The following is a 21,848-nucleotide window of genomic DNA, read 5'->3' on the forward strand; positions in this document are numbered from 1 at the left end:
GAGCTGCACCAAGAACAAAGCAGGCAGATTGATAGAGCGAACTGAACATGCAGAGGTCATTGAAGCCAATAAACAACGAATCGAGCTTAACAAAGAAATTTACCGGAAGCGGCAGGCAATAGTAGAGCATCCCTTCGGGATCATCAAAAGGCAGTGGGATTTCTATTATATCATGACAAAGAAAACCATTAACCACGCATCAGCTGATGTAGGGCTTATCTTTACCGCCTTTAACCTGCGAAGGATATTCAATATTATTGATAAAAACCTACTGAAAGAGTACCTCAAAGTACTTGCCTTGATTTTGCTGCTACAGAAGGCTTATTTTAAGCACTTATCAGCAACAATTATTTCTTATAGCATGAAAGCAAAAGTGAAAACTACAGATTTTTTAATGCGCTATAATCGCTTATATTTAACTCCTGATAAGCTCGACTTTAACCTATTTTAGGTTTTTAGACGGACTGACGTTACCACTAATGCTAAAAACAACATTCCTCTTCAAATAACACAATAAAGTAAGAATGAATCTAATAGAATTAATACCCGTCGGGAAAATCATCCTGAATGATAAAACACCTGACAGAAATCCAAGATTTGAACATTATCTAATTCCTTATTATCAAAGGGGCTACAGATGGGATGTAGAACACGTTTCTGCTTTGCTGGAAGACATTCATAATTTTATGCTTACTGACGAAAAAAAGTATTGTTTGCAACCCATTGTATTAGTGCCAACTACCGATGAAAATGGAATAAATATTTGGGAAGTCATTGATGGACAGCAGCGATTGATTACAATGAATATCATTTTTAACTATCTCAAGCGTCCTAGATATTCTATTAAATTCGAGAAAAGGTGTAAAAGCACTACTTTTTTAGAATCACTTTCCCCAGAATCCTATAATGATGAAAGTCCGGATTTTCATTTTATGAGTCAGGCATATAAAATTGTGAAAGAATGGTTTGAAGAAAAAACTAAAAATGATGTTGGTTACATAGATGACTTTAATTCAACCCTGACCAAAAAAGTTGAAATTATTTGGTATCAGATAGAGGAGCTAAAAGGAATTAAAGATAAAGATGAAGTTGAAAGTAAGAAGATTGACATTTTTAATCGTTTAAATATTGGCAAAATTCCATTAACCGATGCAGAACTAATCAGAGCATTACTGCTCTCAAAAATTAAACACGGCTTAAGCGACAGAGAAGCTATACTAAGGCAAGCTGAAATTTCAAACGAGTGGCACAGAATAGAAATGGAATTGAGAAATGATGAGTTTTGGTATTTTCTCAACAGCAAGCAGTTGGAAGAAACATCATCTACAATTGAATTTATTTTTAAACTAATTGCTGTCAATAACGATAAGAAATACTCAACCTACTTATGGTTTGAAAAGGAAATCAAATCAGAAAATCCTGTTGAAGAAAAAAATAATGCTATCAGGTTATGGAATCAAACCAAAGAATATTTTGGAAAACTAAAATACTGGTTTGAAAATGATTATTTGTATCATCATATAGGGTTTGTTCTGGCTTTAGATGACAATCCTATAAAGGCAATACGCACTATCATTGAAAACTCAAATTGCACTAAGACAGCGTTTAAAGAATGGACAATAGGCGAAGTAAAAAAGAAAGTATCCGATATTGATTTAAACAATCTTTCTTATGAAAGAGGCACAGGGGAATTGAAAAAGGTTTTTCTGTTACATAATATCGCCACATCTGTATTGACGCAAAAAGCACAAAAAAACAGATTTCCTTTCAACTTGTATAAAAAAATGGAAAGCGATGGAGGGTGGAGCATAGAGCATATTCACGCCCAAGAATCAAAAGAAATGAAAGAACAGAAAGCAATTAGAAAATGGTTGGAAGATACTTTTGAAGCAATTAAAGACATCAAAAAAATTGATATAGAATCTGACGATGAGCAAAAAACCATATCAGTAAATGAAGATTTTAAAACGAGAATTTTAGATTTACTAAGCCAAGATAAAATTAATGAGGAACTGTTCAATCAAATAAAAAATGACCTGATTCAAATTTTTGATTCTGAATCGGTTCACGTATTAGACAATCTTGCACTGTTGTCAGGTAAGCACAACTCTTCTTTAAACAATGCGATTTTCCCTGTAAAAAGGAGTAAAATCCTTCAATTAGAAAAAGAAGGAAAATACATCCCACTTACAACAAAAAATGTTTTTTTAAAATATTATACCGATTCTGATTTACAACCATACTATTGGAGTAAGGCGGATAAGAAAAAGTATTATGAAGACATTGAGAAATTGTTAAAACCATATTTAAGTCAAATAAGCAAGTAACTATGAGTAATAAATTTACTTTCTGGGAATTATGTAATACGTACAATAAAATTGAAGTGCCAATTATTCAAAGAGACTATGCACAAGGTAGAAATACTGCTGATGTGGAGAAATTGAGAAATAAGTTTGTAAATGATTATTTAATCAAGTCTATAGTGTCTGATGAAAAAATTGAATTGGATTTTGTCTATGGTTCAATTTTAACCGAGTTAAAGGAAGATGAAAAACAAAAAATTTTCATTCCATTAGACGGTCAACAAAGACTTACAACGCTGTTTCTTCTTCATTTTTTTATAGCAATTAAAGAGAATCGTCTTGCTAAAATAAAAGATGTACTATTAAGGTTTACCTATGAAACACGACCTTCTGCTCACGATTTTTGCAAATTACTATTAGGTGTGGAAACAATTGATAATTTATCTGAAATCAAAAATGAAATAGAAGATTCGGTTTGGTTTAATGAAGAATGGAAACACGACCCAACTGTTTCGGGTATGCTGAATATGTTAGATACATTTGCTAACAACGAAGTTCTATTAAAAGCTCCAATAGGGCTTTTAGACCAATTAATTGGGGATAATAGTGATTTAGTAACTTTTTATTTTACCGATTTAGACCAATTCGGGTTAACTGAGAACCTTTACATTAGAATGAACGCAAGGGGTAAGATGCTCACGGAATTTGAAAATTTTAAATCTGAATTTTCAAAGATTATCAGGTACAATCATTCATTATTAGAGGTAGTAAAGGACAAAATTGAATACGAATGGGTGGACAATTTATGGGATTATAGGGCTTCGAATTCTTTTATCATCGATAGTCCTTTTATGGCATATTTAAGTTTTTTGACCGAGATGCTGTATTTTAAGGATGCGAAGTTTAGAGCAGAATCCTACGAAAGCGACTTTTTAGATTTCAGAGTTCTTAGAGAAGTGTACTCAAAGGAAGAAAACTTAAAATTTCTGATATTTTCGTTTGATTATATTAAAGAGGTTAAGGAATTTAACCAAGCCATATTATGGGAAGGTGAGTCTTTGCATAGTATTCTAAAATCCATACTAAGCAACAAACGAGATACAAACGAGCTGTTTATTTATTTCTCAACACTTTTGTACAGTTTTGATAAGAAGCCAAAGGTCAATTTATTAGATTTTATAAGAGTAGTTAGGAACTTAATTGAAAATACTCCAGATAACTCAAGACGTGAATGGCCAAGGCTAATATCATCATTGAAAAATCTTATTGCAGATGAAAATGTTTATTCGGTATTATTTGAGTTGAAAGATGAAAATAAATTGCAAGGATTTAATGTTGACCAGAGAAAAGAAGAAGTTTTTAAAGCAAAGTTGATACAGGAATTTAGTGGTTTTAAAAGCTTGCTATTTGAAATAGAAGACAGCAAAAATTTTAAAGGAAATATTGCGAATATTTTAAAAATACCATTTGTTGATTCAGAGGAAAATTTCAAAGACTATGAACTAGAATCAATTGTTTACGAGGAAAAACAGTTAAAGGTGCTAGGTTTAACTTTTGAAGGTTATAAAGAAATTTCAAAGCAAGATTTTAATCCAATTTGGGGTAATTTTTTAAATACAACGCTTTACACTCAAACTTATGAATCACGTTTGGTCTATTCTGGATTATTTAAAAAACATCCAGCAATTCTATTGTTTGCTAAAAGGTTTGCCAAATCCAAATTATCCTTGCTGGATTACATTAAAAAAATTCAAAAAGAATTTATTTTATCATTAGCGAAAAAATTCAATGACTTCTCAGAGATTAAACGAGTTAAAGACCAGCTCTTTCTTTACTACATCATAAGTGAAAGAATTTATAATCAAACTTATATTCAATTCTTTAAAAACCATAATTTTAATTTCGGATGGCTTGCAAAGGAAACTGGATATAAATCACTTTTCACAAATGGCATAGAAGGTTGTCAATATTTTCAATCAACAAATCCAATTTTTCAAACTTATAACCAACAGTTCAGATATAATCTTGGGCTAAATGAAAACAACACTTTGGATATAGAAGTAATCGGGGGTAATAAAAAAAGAAACCCTTTTGAATTAATTTTGAATTGGGCAAATGGAGAATAAATTGAAAGGAAGCACTAGTGGTAACAGGCGTAACTGTTGCACAACTCACTAAAAAGTTATATAAAATCATTTTATTAAGTAAAGAAACGTTATTTAAAGCTGATATAAGCTAGGCTCATTTTTTTTGGTGTTTTATTGTTTGTAAAAAAAGCGAGTCTCTAAAAGGCTCATTTTAGTTCAGATATAAAGGGTTTAAGAAATTAAGTTTGATATACTAAACTCGAACCAATAAAAACCACGAGATTTATCTAAAACCTCGTGGTTTTTATTTATCTTTAAGTTCTCAAAATATTTTGAATCTAAAATGATTGAACAAGCGCCACAAATTGAAAAAACAGACCAAACTATACCACTCATGGTTAAGTTTCAGATGGATGGAAATCTACAGAAAATACAAGATGAATATTTATATTGGGACATTATAAAATATAAAGCTAAAGACTGTACTCCTATAGAACTGTGGAGTGCAATAAAGCTATTTCGATTTCTGAGAAGAAAAGAACTTAAATTTCATTCGTTTAAGTTTCATTATGTAGTAACAGATTATATTCAAAAATCCTTACATCAATTTGATATGCATATTGGTGGAACATTGGGCAGTAATATCGGTATTGCTGAAACTGATAAGACTAAGTTTATGATGAGCTCTATAATGGAAGAGGCTATTTCTAGTAGCCAAATGGAAGGAGCTAATACTACTAGAAAAAAGGCTAAAGAAATGATTCAGCAAGAGAAAAAGCCTAAAAACAAATCTGAGCAAATGATTTTGAACAATTTCATTACTATGAAACATATTGTTCAACAAAAAAGTGAAGATTTGACAGCAGAGAATTTGTTATACATTCATAAACTAATAACCAGTAATACATTAGATGATAAAGATGATGAAGGAAAATTCAGAGAAAACGATGATGTACATGTAGTAAATCATGTTCATAGTGAGATTGTACACACACCTCCTTTAAAATCTGATCTTAAAAAACTCATAGATGACCTATGTCTGTTTTTCAATACTGACACCGAAGAATTTATCCACCCTATAATTAAAGGATGTATTATTCATTTTATGATTGGCTGGATACATCCTTTTACAGATGGAAATGGGCGTACTGCAAGGGCTGTATTTTATTGGTATATGCTTAAAAAGGGATATTGGCTAACGGAATATTTGTCTATTTCAAGAATTATCAAAGATTCCAAATCACAATATGAAAAAGCATACCTCTATTCGGAAATAGATGAAAATGATTTGACTTACTTCATTACCTATCATATTAGAACGATGGAAAAAGCATTTGATGCATTGAAAGAGTATATCAACCGAAAACAGAAAGAAGTGTTCCAAGCTGCGAAGTTTATGAAAATACCGGGAGTAAATGATAGAATGGCACAAATTTTAAAAATAATACACGATGACCCAGACAGAATTCTAAACGCTAAAGAAATGGAATCAAGATTCAATGTGTCAAACTTTACTGCAAGAACAGATTTAAAATCATTAGTTGAATTAGGTTTTTTAGAAATCATCCAAGTGAACAAGCAAAAACAAAACTTTTTAAAATCTTCAACATTTGAAAACACATTGACAAGATACAAATTATAATTCATTCATCGTAATTAGAATATAATCTAACGAGTAGTTTACGTTTTGCAAAATCTAAGACACCGTTAAAATGGAAGCTGTACGGATTTTATTTGTATATTTGTACGTATGATAAAAATGTTATGGATGCTAAATTAACGTTGAAACTAAATCAAGAAATAATTGAGAAAGCGAAAATTTATGCTTCTCAAAAAAAAGTTAGTTTATCAAGAATCATTGAAAACTACTTAAACTCCTTAACTAATGATGCTAAGAATGATCGTTCAATAGAAATCTCTCCATTTGTAAAAAGTTTGAGTTCGGGTAAAAAAATACCGACCGACTTGGATTATAAAAAAGAGTATTCAGAACATCTTATGAACAAATACAAATGAGTAAAAGGGTTTATTTAGATACTAACGTAATACTTGATCTGCTTGGTGAAAGAGAACCGTTTTATTATTCAATTGCTCAGGTTGCAACATTGGCTGATCAGAAGAAACTACAAATAATTGTTTCTCCTATTTCATTTGCTACTGTAAACTATTTTCTTTCAAAGTTTGAAGGAATTTTAGTTGCTAAAGATAAATTGAGAAAATTTAAAGTTCTTTGTGAAATCTCTAGCATAGATGAAACTATCATTGAAAAAGGGTTAAACTCTAATTTTGAAGATTTTGAGGATGCTTTACAATATTTTTGCGCTGTTGATTCTGGATGTGAAGTTATCATAACTAGAAATGCAAAAGATTTCAAAAACTCTTTACTTCCGGTAATGTCAGCAGAAGAATTTATAAAAAGTATCTCTTAAAAGTAAGACTCCGCACAACAGTCATAACTGTTGTGTAAGCTCCCTCGTTTTTCAGACCTACTAAATTAGAACTATAGCCGCAGCTTAGCGAGGCTATTGTAAACATAGCAAAAAAGCACCTTTTTAGTTTTTAGCAAAAAAATCTAAGATAGCTTTGGCTTGTTTTAAATTTACAACTTCTAGCAGTTCTTGTTCTTGTGCCTCTTTTATCTTTTTAACAGATTTAAATCTTTTTAAAAGCTTTTCAGCAGATGTTTTACCGATGCCATCGATCAATTCAAGCTCGGTTTGCAAAGTACCTTGGTCTCGTTTCTTACGGTGGAAAGTTATTCCAAACCTATGCGCTTCATCTCGTAAATGTTGTATGATTCTTAATGTTTCTGATTTTTTATCTAAGTACAAAGGATATTGGTCTCCGGGATAGTAAAGTTCTTCTAGCCTTTTGGCGATACCAATAACAGCTAGTTTATCCATAATACCTAAAGCTTTTAAGCTTTTTACAGCCGAAGATAATTGTCCTTTACCACCATCAATAATTACTAATTGAGGTAAGGATTCGCCTTCTTCTAGTAATCTTTTGTAGCGCCTAAAAACAGCTTCTTCCATCGTAGCAAAATCATTTGGCCCCTCAACTGTTTTAACGTTAAAATGCCTATAGTCTTTTTTAGAAGGTTTAGCATCTTTAAAAACAACGATAGCAGAAACCGGATATTTCCCTTGAAAGTTAGAGTTATCAAAACATTCTATATGCTTAGGTAGCTCTTTCAGTCTCAAGTCTTTTTGCATTTGTGTAAGCAAACGTTCGGTTCTTAAATCAGGATTTAGCTTTTCATATTGTTCTATTTTATCCTTTTTAAAGAATAAAACATTCTTCATAGATAAGTCTAGCAGTTTCTTTTTTTCACCTTGTTTAGGTACTGTAAAAGTTAGTTTATCATCATCAATATCTATCTCAAAAGGCACCACAATCTCTTTAGATTTACTTTGATATCTGCTTCTAAATTCTGATATCGCTAAACTTAAGAGCTCTTCATCCGTCTCATCAAGCTTCTTTTTCATCTCAATGGTTTGCGTTTGGATAATGGTGCCATGCATTACTTTGAGATAATTTACAAAAGCAATTTTTTCTTCTGATGCGATACTAAAGACATCTACTTCAGTAATGGAAGAGTTTACAACGGTAGATTTGCTCTGGTATTTTTCTAAAAGCTCGTATTTCTTTTGTAAACGATGCGCAAGCTCAAAATTAAGTTGTGATGAAGCTTCTAGTATCTGCTCTTTTAAATTGCGTAATACACCACTTATTTTGCCATTTAAGATATCCTTAATTTCATCAATAGATTGATTATAGTCGGCTTCGTTTTGTAAACCCTCGCAAGGGCCTTTACAATTTCCAATCTGATATTCTAGGCAAACCCTAAACTTACCAGCTACAATATTGGGTTGTGTAAGTGGCAAGCTGCAAGTACGTAGCTGATAAGTTTCTTTAATTAAGCCTAGGATAGAGTGCATCATCCCTACGGATGGGTAAGGACCTAAGTATTTTGAGCCATCTTTTACGATACGGCGTGTCCATTGTATACGTGGAAATTTTTCGTTTTTAATCACAATCCAAGGATAAGTTTTATCATCCTTAAGCATGACATTATAACGCGGCTGATGCTTTTTGATGAGGCTATTTTCTAGTAACCAGGCATCAACTTCAGAGTCTACAATGGTAAAAGTTATATTCCTGATTTTGCTTACCAGTACTCTTGTTTTGGCATTAACTTTATAATTGTCTTTATTAAAATAAGAGCTAACTCTATTTTTTAAATCTTTGGCTTTCCCAATATAAATCAGCTCGTTAGCATCATCATAATACTGATAAACACCAGGCCTATGCGGTATGTTTTTTAACGCTGCTTTGTAATCAAATAGCATGATAAATAGAATTAAAACCCTAAACGTTGGTCTAAATCTTCTTTATTTCCTTTGGTGCTGGTACCTGTATCAGAACCTTGATATTGGCTACAATCTAAAGTTATAGAAGAACCACCTGCTGGGGCTTCAAAATCTCCTTTTCTGATGCCCAAAGACGTATCTGCATAAACTTTTTTGATAAAGAGTGCAAAAACTGGTAATGCAGTATTTGCTCCTTCGCCTAAATTGGTGCTTCTAAAATGTATGGCTCTGTCTTCGCATCCAGTCCAAACTCCGGCTACTAATTGTGGTGTTACAGCCATAAACCAACCGTCAGAGTTATCGTTTGTGGTTCCGGTTTTACCACCTATGGGGTTGCTTAATCCATAGCGGTATCTTAACCTAACTCCGGTACCTTCTTCTACCACACCTTTAAGCATATAAGTCATTACATAAGCGGTTTGTTCATTTAAAGCTTGTACCACTTTAGGTTTCCTATCATACAATACATTGCCGTTTTTATCTTCTACTCTTAACAAATAAGTAGGTTCTGTCCAAACACCATGATTTACAAAAGCACTGTAAGCGCCAGTCATGTCATAAACAGAAGCTTCAAAAGAACCTAATGCGATAGACGGATAGGGAGGTACATCTGTGGTTATACCCATTCTCTTGGCTAAAGCAGCAACTGCTGTAGGGCCTACTTGCTGCATCACCCATGCTGTTATAAAGTTTTGAGAGTTAGCAAGGGCTTTCCTTAAAGTTATATATCCGGGTATAGAACCGTGTCCTCTTGGGGTCCATGGCTCACCGTAACCAGTTACGGTAAAAGGTACATTATTTACCTGATAACATGGAGATAATCCATTATCTATACCTACAGCATAAGTAAAAGGTTTTGCCGTTGAGCCTACTTGGCGGGTTCCCATTTTTACTTGGTCGTATTTAAAATGCTCAAAGCTAATACCACCAACCCAGGCTTTGATTTCGCCACTTTTAGGGTCCATAGCCATCATAGAATTTCTTAATATCATTTTATAATATTTGATAGAATCTATAGGTCTCATCATGGTATCAATATTACCCCTCCAGCTAAAAATTTCCATGGATGTTGGTGTATTGAAATTATCTTTGATTTCTTCATCAGAAAGCCCTTCTTCTTTTAACATCTTATACCTATCAGAGCGTTTCATACCTTGAATAATCAGATTTTCGTTTCCTTTAAAAGGATCTCTGCCTTTCCAATGTGCATTAAATTGCTGTTGCAACGTTTTCATGTACTCTTTCTGCGCCTCTTCTGCATAGCGTTGCATTTTAGAATTGATGGTGGTATATATTCGTAATCCATCTCTATCTAAATCATAACTACTTCCATCAGCTTTTCTGATAGACATTTTTTCAAAAGTTTCCTGAATATCTTTCTTTAAAACAGCTCTAAAATAAGTAGCTAGTCCTTCACTATGGCTGGTTCTGTTAAGCTCTAAATTTAAATCTTGGGCTTTTAACTCATCAGCTTTTGGCTGCTCCAGAAAACCTTCATCTACCATTTTTTGCATGATCAGGTTACGTCTCCCTAAAGCTCTTTCTGGGTTTCTGGTGGGCGAGTATAAAGTGGTACCTTTTAAAATACCTACTAAAGTAGCGGCCTGTGCCGGATTAAGTTTTGCAGGTGTTGTATTAAAGTAAGTACGAGCAGCGGCTTTTATCCCGAAAGAATTATTTCCAAAATCTACCGTATTTAAATACATGGTGATGATTTCTTCTTTGGTATAATTCCTTTCTAATTTAACCGCTACAATAAGCTCTTTAAGTTTTTGAGGAATTCTTTTAATGACTGATCTTTCTCTGGCTTTATCTGAAAATAGGTTTAGGGCTAATTGTTGTGTGATGGTACTTGCGCCTTGCTTTTTCCCGATGAGGTTATAAAAAATAATGGTAAATGTTCTTTTAAAATCTATACCAGAGTGGTCTAAAAATCTTACATCTTCTGTGGCTACCAATGCGTTAATCACATTAGGAGAAATATCTTTAAATCTAATATTTGAACGGTTTTGTACATAGTAATTACCTAATTCAACTTTATCTTCTGATAGTATTGAAGATGCAAGGTTACTTTTAGGGTTTTCTAAATCTCTGAACGAAGGGAGCTCTCCAAACAAGCCTAAACCAGTTGCACTAAGAACTAAAATTAGAAAAATTATAAATCCAGCAATACATTTCCAAAAAATACGGTTATACTTTTTGATATCTTCTAAAGAAAGGCTTTCTTTTCTTTGCATGTTATTTTATATAATTTAAATACTGGTTTAAACTTTCTGTATCCTTTATCAACAGTAAGTTAGGCTCAGAAATTACAAACTTTCTATACGCTGAAGCTGGTAAATTAAGAATTGTAGGCAATTCTTTTTCTAACTCAAGTAAAGCTTTTTCAGCTAAATCTTTATTATTAAGTTGCGCTCGTATAGCTATTAATTTATCCGTGGTGCTCACGGTTCTGATTGTTAAATTAACTGTTGATGGTGCAAATTTAGCATAAAAATACTTGGTAAGTTCTGCAAAAGGTTTGGCTACGTTAGTTTTTGCATCTTTAATGTTAATGATAATGACATGTTGCACCCTAGTATTATTAGAGAATATAATAGCAGCCGGTTTGCTAGGCGTTGGTTTTACAGTTTCTATGTCAGCTGGTTTTTCTTCTTTAACAAGGCTTTCTGCTGGTTTTGTTAACGTTTTAGTTTCTTCTTTTGGTTCTATATTCTTCTCAACAGGTTTTTCTATTACAGGTTTAATGTCTTTCTCGGGCTTTTTTGCGGCAATTTCTATATTTGGTTTTGGCTTGTTTTCTTTTGTTTGATCTATTTTTGTCTCAACAATTGGTTGTACCGCCTTTTTTGAAATGGCAATTTCCTCATCCTCAACTTTAGGTATATCAAGTATAACTACATTTGGTTTAGTAGATGTTTGAGACTGATTTGGGTGATAAGCTAATAAAGCAGTTGGCCTGCTATAAAAGTTTGTTTTATTATTATTGATAAAGGCTAGTTGCGTTTTTATAGTTGGTGTAGTAATGGTGTCTGTAGGATAATCAGTAATAATTTTTTGCAGTTGTTCTACAAAAATATTTGGTTTTTGAGTATAACCCAATGCCATTGTTTTAAGGTATAAAAATTTAGGAGCTAGGTCTGGAAAATTTTCAAATTTAGGACTTAAATTTTCTATTTTTTCAATAGCTTCTTGATATTCTTTTTGTTGATAGAGCTTAAATATAGCCTCGTATTTTGCGTTTAAATCATTTAACACAGCTTGGTCTGCTTTGTTAAAGTTTGGGTTAATGATAGCTTTAGCGTAAATAGATTGAGGGAAATAATCCGTTAATAAAGCTTTATATTTATCAGATTGTTGAGGGTTTATATCTTGATAAATTCTATAAAGTTGGTAATAAATTTCGGCCAGTTTCTCGTCTTGAGGGTTGTAGTCTTTCACAAGCATTTCCAAAGCCTCTATAGATGCTATTTTATCATCCAATACATCTTTGTAAAAAAGGGCAATTTCGTAGCGGGCTGTTTTAATTTTGTTTAAAGATGCAGTTCTTTTTTCGTTGGTTAAAGGCACCGTATTTAAAAAATCAGCTTTTAAAGAGTCGATATTCTCTGCTCTTGTACTTAAATTATTATTGATGCTACCCAAATTATTGGCTAAACCAGCAGCATTATTATTTGCAGAAGAACTTCCACTTATTCTCCAGTTATCTTGTAATTTTCTGTTTCCCCATCTCTTCTTAAAATCACTCATTCCTTGGCTTATTGCTAAAGGATTATTAAAGTAAAAAGAGCCTGCATTTTTATTACTTGCAGATGCCTCGGGTATACTTACAAAAGCCAAATTTGCATTTTCTTGCCTTTTAACAGCTTCTTTTTCTACTTTAACTTGTATTTTTTCATTGATGTATTGTTCTCTGGCCTCACTGGTTAACGTAGAAAGCATCAATAACTCCTGTTCTTTCTCTATTAAGGTTAGGCGTTGGGCTAAATACTGTAAGTTATTGGCTTTTATCACAATGTTTTGGTAACCCGGATACTCTTTAGGTAAACTTTGCAAAGTACTATCATAATAAAGTTGTGCTTGGGTATAATTCTTCAAGGAATCAAAACTCACTTCAGCTAGTTTTAAATAAGATAAACCTCTTTGTTTTTGAGAGCCAGGGATAGTATGTGCAGATAATTGATAATACTCTTGGGCCTGTGCCAAATCTTCCTGTTGTAAAAGGGTATTTCCAATTTGATAATAAATTTGGTCTTTAAATTCTCTGTTTTTATCTTCTTTTAGCAATCTTTTAAGCGTTGCAATTTTATTAAAATCTTTCCCACTAGCATTTTCCTCTAGTTTAATACGAGCTAAATTTGCATTAAAAGACATTTCAAAAGCTGCATTACTTTTAACTACTTTAGAATAATTAGAGTAAGCGTCTTCCAACTGATTATTTTCTTCCTGAAGCTGTGCTAAAATGAATGTCCACCTGGTTTTCTCGTAACGATTTTTAGTGAAATTAACCGCTTTTTGAAGATGAAAGATGGCCGAATCTATATCTTCCTTGTATAGGTAACTTTGTGCTAGTGCGGCATTTAACTGGGCTCTGTGGTACTTAAGATTCTTTGCGTAAGCCTTTTGCAGTATGGTATCTGCCAAAGCATAATTGTTTATAGCAAAGTAAGATTTTCCTTGCCAGATAAGCCCTTCAAGTGTGTTTTTCTTTTCTTCGGGATAATTGCTACCCACATAACCGAAATATTCTAAAGCATTGTAGTAATTTCCTTTTAGATATTCTGATTTTGCTAACAGTAAAAAAGCATCATCTACCCATCTACTTTCAAATTTTTCAAGGGCTATTTTATTAGCCCGGTTCACTACTTCATTTAAATTTTCAGATTCTGATGATGAACCACTCTCTGTAGGTAAGGGATAAATATCAAGAATTTGGTTATAATCATCCTTATGAAGATTTCTAATATTGATTTCTGATTCTCTAAGAATTTCAGACGCATTGTAATAAATGTTGTAATGTGCTGTTATATTCTTCATCATGGAAGTTTTCTTACCTTTCTTTTTGATGAAGCAACCCGAAGAAAAAACTATAATAAATATGATAAATAGTCTAAAAAGACCATTAGTTTTATGAAATTTCAAAATATTGATTTTAAATATTACAACTAAATACGAGCAAATTTATTTTATATTGCCAATATTCACACTATCGTAAAGATATTAATAAGAGCAGAATATTTAGGAAAGGATGAGTAAAAGAAAAAAACTCTCGGCCCGCTTAAAGGAAAAATATAAATTAGTTATTTTAAACGATGATACTTTTGAAGAAAAAGCATCGTTTAGAGCATCCTTATGGTATTTATTAATAGGAACATCTGCTTTTGCTATTGTGTTAGTTTTTTTAACCATCGTAATCATTAAAATAACTCCATTAAGAGAGTACATAACCGGTGTTGCCGATATTGATAATAAAAGAGACATTATTTCTACCTACGCCAAGATAGATTCCTTAGAAAAATTAGTGAAGGCAAATGATGTATACCTCGCCAATCTTAATCAAATCATCAGTGGTAAACCAGATGAAGATAAATTAGCTAAGCCAAAAAATAATAACATCAAATCTGATAGTATAAAATTGAATCAAAAAATTTCTGATGATGAAAAGGAGCTTAGAAAGCTTATAGAGTCTGAAGGCCGATTTGATTTAAGTGAAGGTAGCACCGGAGCAAAGAGTGGTATAGCAACTTTCTCTTTTTTTAGCCCGGTGAAAGGGAAAATATCATCGAAATTTGATAATACTCAACAACATTACGCAGTTGATGTGGTAACCAGGAAGAATGAAAACATCAAGTCTACACTAGATGGTACAGTGGTTTTTTCAAATTTTACGCCAGAAACAGGCTATGTCATTGCCATACAGCATGCAAACAATATGTTATCTTTTTATAAGCATTGTTCTGCATTGTTAAAGAAAGTTGGTAGCTTCGTGAGGGCAGGAGAGGTAATTGCCGTAGTTGGCGATAGCGGAGAATACACAACCGGGCCACATTTGCATTTTGAACTTTGGCTAAACGGTTCGCCAGTTAACCCAGAAAATTATATAACCTTTTAAACACAAGTCATGTTTCGGAAAAAAAAGGAAGATGCCATTAAAGGCGAGCAAAAAGCAGGCGCTATCAATATTGTTGGTGTGGGTACCCAAATTAAAGGTGATTTGGAAACCAGTGGAGATATCAGGATTGATGGAAAAATAACGGGTAACTTACTATCTAAAGCAAAAGTAGTTATTGGGCAAACCGGTGAAGTTAATGGTAATATACATTCAGACTCGGCAGAAGTATCTGGCTTGGTAAATGGTAACATTTCCAGCTCAGAAACATTATATTTAAAAGCTACCGCTCAAGTTAATGGCGATATTGTATCTAATAAATTGGTGGTAGAAAACGGGGCTAATTTTACTGGTCATTGCCAAACAGGTTTATCTCAAACCAAATCTATTTCAGAAAAGAAAAAAATATTTGATGTTAGAGCAGAAAGACAAGAAGCCACCGCTTAAAACTGTAAATAATTACATTAAATATTCTGGATTAGCTTTTCAGATGTTTAGTATCATAGGAGTTTTTACCTTTGTAGGATATAAAATAGACGAGTCTAGAGCTAGTAAAACACCTATCATCACAGGTATATTAAGTTTACTTGGCGTTATCATCGCGATTTATACAGTATTAAAAGGAATTAATAAATCTTCAAATTGAGTCTTTCAAAATTTTTTATCTGGTTTACCATTTTTACGCTTTTCTTAATTGGCTTGGCTAGCTTGCTTCAAGGGCCATTAGGTTTGCAAGCTTTTTTCATTCCTAAATTTTGGGTAATATTTGGCTTCATGGCAGTCATTACCCTTATGGTTTTCTTTGTTTCTTTTATTGGGATACAAAAAGGAGGTGAGGGACAAGTTTTTGTAGTGATGGGCGCTATAGTTATCAGGCTGTTAATCAGCATGATAGTTGTTCTTTTTTACCTCAGTAAGTTTAAAATAGACCCTATTTTATTCGTTATAAATTTTTTTTCTATTTATTTATCCTTTACGACCTTTGAAATTTATTGTTTGTTACTTAACTTGCGCCACCAAATTAAAAAGTAAAAAACACGGAATCAATGGATTTTAGCCACATTTTAAATTATAAAAATTTTGGATTAAAGGCGTTATTCGCACTTTTTTTAGCGTTTTTGTCATTTAATGCCTATTCAAATCAAGAAAATGCAACCATTGAACCGGCAGGAGCAGAAGCAGGACATCATGCCGCAGCAGAAGAAAAATTTGATCCAACGGTAACTATTTTAGAGCACATCAGCGATGCGCATAGCTGGCACTTATGGGGTCACACAAGTTTACCTCTTCCAGTTATTTTATATACTCCTCAAGGTTTAGAAATTTTTTCTTCAGCTAATTTAATGGATGAGCATCATGCAGCAAAACCTTATGCTGGTAAGTATTATACTTATGCAAATGAGCATGAGCATATTAAAGTTTTAAAAGCTGATGGTACTATTGATGAGTCTGTTTCTATTTTAGATTTTTCAATCACTAAAAACGTAGCTGCTATGTTTATATCAGTTATTTTAATTTTAGTGATTTTTATTAGTGTTGCAGGTTCTTATAAAAAACGTGTTGGAAAAGCACCTAAAGGTTTACAATCTTGGTTAGAGCCCTTAATTGTATTTGTTAGAGATGATATTGCTCGTCCTAATATTGGATATAAATACGAGAAATTTATGCCTCTTTTATTAACCATATTCTTTTTTATATGGTTTAATAATTTGTTAGGCTTAGTACCTATTTTCCCAGGTAGTGCAAACGTAACTGGTAATATAGCAGTTACTATGGTATTAGCGTTTATCGTTCTTGTAGTTGTTAATATCAATGGTAATAAATACTACTGGGCGCATATCTTTAAACCAGATGTTCCTTTTTGGTTATTACCAATCATGTGGGTAGTAGAGATTATTGGAGTTTTCTCTAAGCCTTTCGCTCTAATGGTTCGTTTGTTTGCAAACATTACAGCTGGTCACATTATCGTATTAAGTTTAATATCTCTGATTTTCATCTTTAAAACATTAGCTATCGCTCCGGTATCAGTTGCTTTCGTTTTGTTTATGGATGTATTAGAACTTTTAGTTGCTTTCTTGCAAGCCTTTATTTTTACCATGCTTACGGCATTGTTTATAGGTACAGCAGTTGAAGAGCATCATCATTAACGGAGAATAAGGATTTAAAGAGAAAAGAGTAAAGATTTCTTAATAAAAGGAAGTTAAAAACTTTAAAAATAAAATAGAAAGGTTAATAAAGTTTAGATGAATAGTGCTTTATTTCTGAAAAACTATCAACTAACAAACTAACCCAACTCAATAAATAGAAACATTTTGTTTAACAATCATATAATAAATTAAAGTTATGGTAGGTTCAATCGCTGCAATAGGTGCAGGTTTAGCAGTAATCGGTGCTGGTATTGGTATCGGTCAAGTAGGTGGTAAAGCAATGGAAGGTATTGCTCGTCAGCCAGAGGCTGCTTCAAAAATTCAAACTGCTATGATCATCGCTGCGGCACTTGTAGAAGGTGTTGCTTTATTCGGTGTGGTAGTTGCGTTATTAGGTAACAATCCTGCATAAGGATCATTATCATTAACAAAACCGGAAATCTAGCGATTGGCTTTATTTCCGGTTTTTAAAAAGACATTCATTAGTAATAATATATATAAATTTTTATGGAATTAGTAACTCCTAGTATTGGATTGGTTTTCTGGACATTAGTATCCTTTCTAATTTTACTTGTTATTTTAAAGAAATTAGCATGGAAGCCCATGTTAGGCGCTATTCATGAGCGTGAGCGTTCTATTGAGGATGCTTTAAACAAAGCAGAATTAGCTAAGCAAGAAATGGCTCGTTTATCAAATGAAAATGAAGCCCTTTTAAAACAAGCTAAAGCAGAGCGTGATGCTATATTAAAAGAAGCTAAAGAAATTAAAGATCAGATTGTTAATGAGGCTAAAACACAGGCTCAGACAGAAGGTGCTAAATTAATTGAGAAAGCAAAATTAGAGATTAATAACCAAAAGATAGCGGCTTTAGATGAGGTTAAAAACCAAGTTGCTTCTTTATCTTTAGAAATTGCAGAAAAAATTATGCGTCAGCAGTTTAATGATAAGCAAAAGCAAGAAGAACTTGTGGGCGAGTTATTAAAGGATGTTAAGCTGAGCTAAATAAAAAGTAAAAATTTAAAATTCAAAACGATGTTTAAGTTTTGGATTTTGATTTTTGAATTAAACTTTTAAAAAAATGTCAGAAATAAAAGTAGCATCAAGATACGCTAAATCACTTATAGACCTTGCAAAAGAGCAAAATGCTTTAGAACAAGTAAAAGGTGATATGCAATTATTTGTAGATACAGTTAAAGCAAGTACTGAGTTACAAGCTGTACTTAAAAATCCAATTATTCCAATTGGAAAGAAAAATAGCATCTTAGTTGCAATTTTTGGAGATAAAGTGCATGCTACAACTAAAGCTTTTTTAAAAATTGTTATTGATAAAGCAAGAGCTGAAGTGCTATTTGGGACTGCTAAAGAGTTTCTTAACCAATACAACCAATACAAAAATATTGTAACCGCTAAGGTAACATCTGCTACAGTTTTATCAGACGCTGCAAAAGCAGACATTATTGCTAAAGTAAAAGAAGTTACAGGTGGTGAGGTTAGATTAAATGCTACTATAGACGAAAGTTTAATAGGTGGTTTTGTTTTAACCGTTGGTGATAAGCAATTTGATGCTAGTATTTCAAGCAAATTAAATCAGCTTAAAAAGGATTTTGCACAAAGAGTAGTAGCTTAATTAAGTAAAAAAATAAAAATTAATATCTTAAATAAATAAAAGATGGTAGAGGTAAGACCAGATGAAGTTTCGGCGATTTTACGTCAGCAATTGTCGGGATTCAAGTCTGAAACTGAATTAGAAGAGGTTGGTACTGTACTCCAAGTGGGTGACGGTATTGCCCGTGTTTATGGTTTAACTAAAGTACAAGCTGGTGAGCTAGTTGAGTTTGAAACTGGTTTACAAGGTATAGTGCTAAATCTTGAAGAAGATAACGTTGGGGTGGTATTGTTAGGAGCTTCTGATGAGATAAAAGAAGGTGACACCATTAAAAGAACAAAACGTATCGCATCTATTAAAGTAGGTGAAGGTATGTTAGGTCGTGTGGTTAACACGCTTGGTCAGCCAATTGATGGTAAAGGCCCTATTACAGGTACAACTTACGAGATGCCTTTGGAGCGTAAAGCACCGGGTGTAATCTATCGTCAACCAGTTACCGAGCCATTACAAACAGGTATTAAAGCAATTGATGCGATGATTCCTATCGGTCGTGGTCAGCGTGAGTTGGTTATTGGTGACCGTCAGACTGGTAAATCAGCAGTTTGTATTGATACCATCATCAATCAAAAAGAATTTTACGATGCAGGACAACCTGTATTTTGTATATATGTAGCCATTGGCCAAAAAGCAAGTACTGTAGCAAACGTTGTAAAAGCGCTTGACGAAAAAGGTGCTATGGCTTATACCATTGTTGTTGCAGCTTCTGCAGCAGATCCTGCTCCAATGCAATTCTATGCTCCATTTGCTGGTGCAGCAATTGGCGAATTCTTCCGTGACACAGGTAAACCAGCTTTAATTGTTTATGATGATTTATCTAAACAAGCAGTAGCTTACCGCGAGGTATCTTTATTATTAAAACGTCCTCCTGGTCGTGAAGCTTACCCTGGAGACGTATTCTATCTTCACAGTCGTTTGTTAGAAAGAGCTGCAAAAATTAACTCTAACGATTCTATTGCTCAGCAAATGAACGATTTGCCAGAGTCTATCAAAGGTATCGTAAAGGGTGGTGGTTCTTTAACAGCATTACCAATTATCGAAACTCAAGCGGGTGACGTTTCTGCTTATATCCCTACCAACGTAATTTCAATTACTGATGGTCAGATATTCTTAGAGTCTAACTTATTTAATGCGGGTGTTCGTCCGGCTATTAACGTTGGTATTTCTGTATCACGTGTAGGTGGTAACGCTCAAATTAAATCCATGAAGAAAGTTGCGGGTACTTTGAAACTAGACCAAGCACAATATCGTGAGTTAGAGGCATTCTCTAAATTTGGTTCAGATTTAGATGCTTCAACTAAATTGGTTTTAGATAAAGGAGCTCGTAACGTAGAAATCTTAAAGCAAGGTCAGTTCTCTCCGGTAACGGTTGAAAAACAAGTTGCTATTATTTACGCTGGTACTAAAAATTTAATGAGAAATGTACCTGTAAATAAAGTAAGAGAATTTGAATTAGAGTATACTACACAATTAGAGCAACGTCATCCAGAAGTTTTGGCAGCCTTAAAAGCTGGTAAATTTGATGATAGCTTAACAAGTGTTTTAGAAACAGTAGCAAAAGAGGTTTCTGATAAATATTAATTTTAGTATTGAGTAGGGTGTATCGTGTATGGAGTAAATCAATCGCAATACTCACTACTCAATTCTCAATACTAGAAAATGGCAAATTTAAAAGAAGTAAGAATTAGAATTGCATCTGTAAGTTCTACTCAGCAGATTACCAAAGCTATGAAAATGGTTTCGGCTGCTAAGTTAAAGAGAGCTACTAACGCTATTATACAATTACGTCCTTATGCTAATAAACTAAAAGAGATTTTAGCTAATCTTTCTGCTAGTTTAGAAGATGGGGTATCTGTATATACTCAGGAAAGAGAAGTTAAAAATGTACTATTAATTGTAGTAACCTCTAATCGTGGGTTAGCCGGAGCTTTTAATACAAATGCAATAAAAACTGCTAATAATTTAATAGCAGAAAAATATGATTCTTACCACAAAAGTGGTAATCTTCACATCATAGCTATTGGGAAAAAAGCTCAAGATTATTATGAGAAGCGCAATTATAATGTTATTGGCAACAATAACGAGCTTTACTCAAATCTTAATTTTGAGAACGTTTCTGCAATTACAGAAAGCGTTATGGATGCCTTTGTTAAAGGGCAATATGATAAGGTAGAAGTTGTTTACAACCAGTTTAAAAACGCAGCAATGCAGATTTTAACGGTAGAGCAATTATTGCCAGTGCCTAAAGCAGAGCGTTCTGAGAAACAGGTTTCTAATACAGACTATATTCTTGAGCCTTCTAAAGAAGAAATTGTAGAGCAATTGATTCCTAAAAATATTAAAATACAACTTTACAAAGCTGTTTTAGATTCTCACGCTTCTGAGCATGGCGCAAGGATGACTGCTATGGATAAAGCTACTGATAACGCTGGAGATTTGCTTAAGAAATTGAAATTGGCTTATAACCAAGCTCGTCAAGCAGCTATTACTACAGAACTTTCTGAGATTGTAAGTGGTGCAGCTGCATTATCTAACGGATAAGTTCAATTTTAATACAGATATTTTAAAAGAGGGTAGGAAACTATCCTCTTTTTTTGTTTCATCAGTGTTATAAAAAACACCTCTTTACCATTATGGTTAAAGAGGCGTTAAGGTTAATGTATAAATATATATTGTTAAGGTTTTTCCCAGATGATGGTATTATCTGCAGTAAGTGGTAATACTTTATTATTAAAAGATAGCTTGGTAATTTGCAAAGTACCGCAGCAATCCTGATCAATGAATTTGGTTTCTACTTTTAAAGTATCAGATAAAACAGTGCCAACTTTTATAATAAACTCATCTGAAATAGCTGTTTGGAAGCTGATGTATCTGGTTGTGCTTACTGTACTATCAATCTTAAAACTGATGTTTTCTTTTAGTCTAAAACTATAGATGCTTAAATCTGCTTGTTGCTGTTTAGACGAATTGAAAATGAGGCTGTTTAAACTCCTATCAGTAATTTTAAGTCTTAAATTTTGAACAGGAGCAGCGCATAATACTGCCGGACAAATTTTTCCATCATCCTGAGTATTGCAGCTTATGATGAAAAAGCTTAGCTGAAATAAGAGTATAAATAAAAGATATTTAAGTTTCATCATCTTTTGTTTTAAACAACCTTACGTTT

General features: G+C 33.0%; 19 protein-coding genes. 15 read left to right on the forward strand and 4 right to left on the reverse strand.

Going from position 1 to position 21,848, the window contains the following annotated elements; translation table 11 throughout:
• From H510_RS19055 to H510_RS0114655, 6 genes are all read left to right on the forward strand, one after another.
• Nucleotides 1-451, forward strand: a 451-nt coding sequence (locus tag H510_RS19055) for a transposase (RefSeq protein WP_036692408.1), incomplete at its 5' end; no start/stop codon positions are given.
• Nucleotides 452-524: 73 nt separating this feature from the next.
• On the forward strand, nucleotides 525-2,327 hold the full coding sequence (locus H510_RS0114635; RefSeq protein WP_026904993.1) for a DUF262 domain-containing protein: 1,803 nt from the start codon (nucleotides 525-527) through the stop codon (nucleotides 2,325-2,327).
• 2 nt (nucleotides 2,328-2,329) lie between these two features.
• Nucleotides 2,330-4,429, forward strand: coding sequence for a DUF262 domain-containing protein (locus H510_RS19685; RefSeq protein WP_051291279.1), 2,100 nt, complete (start codon nucleotides 2,330-2,332; stop codon nucleotides 4,427-4,429).
• 304 nt (nucleotides 4,430-4,733) lie between these two features.
• Nucleotides 4,734-6,032, forward strand: a complete 1,299-nt coding sequence (locus H510_RS0114645) for a Fic family protein (RefSeq protein WP_026904994.1) — start codon at nucleotides 4,734-4,736, stop codon at nucleotides 6,030-6,032.
• A 122-nt stretch (nucleotides 6,033-6,154) separates the two neighbouring features.
• Entirely contained in the window at nucleotides 6,155-6,406 is a 252-nt protein-coding gene (locus H510_RS0114650) for a DUF6364 family protein (RefSeq protein WP_026904995.1), read from the forward strand.
• On the forward strand, nucleotides 6,403-6,819 hold the full coding sequence (locus H510_RS0114655) for a type II toxin-antitoxin system VapC family toxin (protein ID WP_026904996.1): 417 nt from the start codon (nucleotides 6,403-6,405) through the stop codon (nucleotides 6,817-6,819). Before H510_RS0114650 ends, H510_RS0114655 begins: the two co-directional genes overlap by 4 nt.
• Nucleotides 6,820-6,942: 123 nt before the next feature.
• Here H510_RS0114655 and uvrC read toward each other — a convergent pair whose 3' ends face one another.
• From uvrC to porW, 3 genes are read right to left on the reverse strand one after another with little or no spacing between them, the layout of a single operon-like run.
• A complete protein-coding gene (uvrC, locus tag H510_RS0114660; protein ID WP_026904997.1) occupies nucleotides 6,943-8,742 on the reverse strand; it encodes an excinuclease ABC subunit UvrC in 1,800 nt (599 codons plus the stop codon).
• A gap of 11 nt (nucleotides 8,743-8,753) precedes the next feature.
• A complete protein-coding gene (locus H510_RS0114665; RefSeq protein WP_026904998.1) occupies nucleotides 8,754-11,000 on the reverse strand; it encodes a transglycosylase domain-containing protein in 2,247 nt (748 codons plus the stop codon).
• Between the two features lies 1 nt (nucleotide 11,001).
• Complete coding sequence (gene porW / locus H510_RS0114670) at nucleotides 11,002-13,905, reverse strand: type IX secretion system periplasmic lipoprotein PorW/SprE (RefSeq protein ID WP_026904999.1); 2,904 nt, start codon at nucleotides 13,903-13,905, stop codon at nucleotides 11,002-11,004.
• Between the two features lie 106 nt (nucleotides 13,906-14,011).
• On the opposite strand from porW, the gene H510_RS0114675 reads away from it, so the two are divergent.
• The 9 genes from H510_RS0114675 to atpG all read left to right on the forward strand — a co-directional run bounded on the left by H510_RS0114675 (nucleotide 14,012) and on the right by atpG (nucleotide 21,223).
• Entirely contained in the window at nucleotides 14,012-14,875 is an 864-nt protein-coding gene (locus H510_RS0114675) for a M23 family metallopeptidase (protein ID WP_026905000.1), read from the forward strand.
• Nucleotides 14,876-14,884: 9 nt separating this feature from the next.
• Entirely contained in the window at nucleotides 14,885-15,319 is a 435-nt protein-coding gene (locus tag H510_RS0114680; protein ID WP_026905001.1) for a bactofilin family protein, read from the forward strand.
• The gene (locus H510_RS0114685) at nucleotides 15,285-15,518 is read left to right on the forward strand and encodes an AtpZ/AtpI family protein (protein WP_026905002.1); all 234 of its coding nucleotides are present in this window, start codon (nucleotides 15,285-15,287) and stop codon (nucleotides 15,516-15,518) included. Before H510_RS0114680 ends, H510_RS0114685 begins: the two co-directional genes overlap by 35 nt.
• Before the next feature lie 400 nt (nucleotides 15,519-15,918).
• On the forward strand, nucleotides 15,919-17,019 hold the full coding sequence (atpB, locus tag H510_RS0114695; RefSeq protein WP_026905004.1) for a F0F1 ATP synthase subunit A: 1,101 nt from the start codon (nucleotides 15,919-15,921) through the stop codon (nucleotides 17,017-17,019).
• Between the two features lie 196 nt (nucleotides 17,020-17,215).
• Nucleotides 17,216-17,431, forward strand: coding sequence for an ATP synthase F0 subunit C (atpE, locus tag H510_RS0114700; RefSeq protein WP_026905005.1), 216 nt, complete (start codon nucleotides 17,216-17,218; stop codon nucleotides 17,429-17,431).
• 95 nt (nucleotides 17,432-17,526) lie between these two features.
• Nucleotides 17,527-18,021: a F0F1 ATP synthase subunit B gene (atpF, locus tag H510_RS0114705; RefSeq protein ID WP_026905006.1), complete on the forward strand. Its 495-nt coding sequence runs from the start codon at nucleotides 17,527-17,529 to the stop codon at nucleotides 18,019-18,021.
• Between the two features lie 76 nt (nucleotides 18,022-18,097).
• A complete protein-coding gene (atpH, locus tag H510_RS0114710; RefSeq protein WP_026905007.1) occupies nucleotides 18,098-18,646 on the forward strand; it encodes an ATP synthase F1 subunit delta in 549 nt (182 codons plus the stop codon).
• Nucleotides 18,647-18,688: 42 nt separating this feature from the next.
• On the forward strand, nucleotides 18,689-20,263 hold the full coding sequence (atpA, locus tag H510_RS0114715) for a F0F1 ATP synthase subunit alpha (RefSeq protein ID WP_026905008.1): 1,575 nt from the start codon (nucleotides 18,689-18,691) through the stop codon (nucleotides 20,261-20,263).
• A gap of 78 nt (nucleotides 20,264-20,341) precedes the next feature.
• The gene (gene atpG / locus H510_RS0114720) at nucleotides 20,342-21,223 is read left to right on the forward strand and encodes an ATP synthase F1 subunit gamma (RefSeq protein WP_026905009.1); all 882 of its coding nucleotides are present in this window, start codon (nucleotides 20,342-20,344) and stop codon (nucleotides 21,221-21,223) included.
• A 134-nt stretch (nucleotides 21,224-21,357) separates the two neighbouring features.
• Here atpG and H510_RS0114725 read toward each other — a convergent pair whose 3' ends face one another.
• Nucleotides 21,358-21,822: a hypothetical protein gene (locus H510_RS0114725; RefSeq protein ID WP_155977996.1), complete on the reverse strand. Its 465-nt coding sequence runs from the start codon at nucleotides 21,820-21,822 to the stop codon at nucleotides 21,358-21,360.
• Nucleotides 21,823-21,848 lie beyond the last annotated feature (26 nt).

It is taken from the genome of Pedobacter glucosidilyticus DSM 23534, assembly GCF_000425145.1.
Lineage (GTDB): Bacteria > Bacteroidota > Bacteroidia > Sphingobacteriales > Sphingobacteriaceae > Pseudopedobacter > Pseudopedobacter glucosidilyticus.